This is a genomic window from Mycobacterium arosiense ATCC BAA-1401 = DSM 45069 (assembly GCF_002086125.1).
Lineage (GTDB): Bacteria > Actinomycetota > Actinomycetes > Mycobacteriales > Mycobacteriaceae > Mycobacterium > Mycobacterium arosiense.
In genome coordinates, this window is record NZ_MVHG01000252.1 from 1 (window position 1) to 416 (window position 416).

The following is a 416-nucleotide window of genomic DNA, read 5'->3' on the forward strand; positions in this document are numbered from 1 at the left end:
GACGCTGAGCGCGACCGCCTGGATCGGTGGGGCAACCGGCCGGTGTTGACCCGACCCGCACCCACACCGGCGGCGATTCCGGCCCTGTTGGGCGCCCAGGTCATGCGCGCACCCGAGGCGCCGGCGGTGACCTTCGACGGCCACTCGATGACCTACCGCGAGCTCGACGAGGCGTCGAACCGGTTGGCGCATCTACTGGCCGGTCGTGGTGCTGGCCCCGGACAGACTGTGGCACTGCTGTTTTCCCGTTGCGCCGAGGCGATCGTGTCGATGTTGGCGGTGCTCAAAACCGGTGCGGCATATCTAGCGATCGATCCAGCGCACCCGGCGGCGCGAATGGAGTTCATGGTTGCCGATGCCGCACCGATCGCCGCGATCACCACCACTGGGCTGGCCGACCGGTTCGACGGGTGTGG

Annotated in this window: 1 protein-coding gene; it reads left to right on the plus strand. The window is 68.8% G+C overall.

Annotated features, from left to right (window positions below; translation table 11 throughout):
* On the plus strand, positions 1 to 416 hold a 416-nt coding region (locus tag BST14_RS28350), incomplete at both ends, for an AMP-binding protein (protein WP_142279697.1).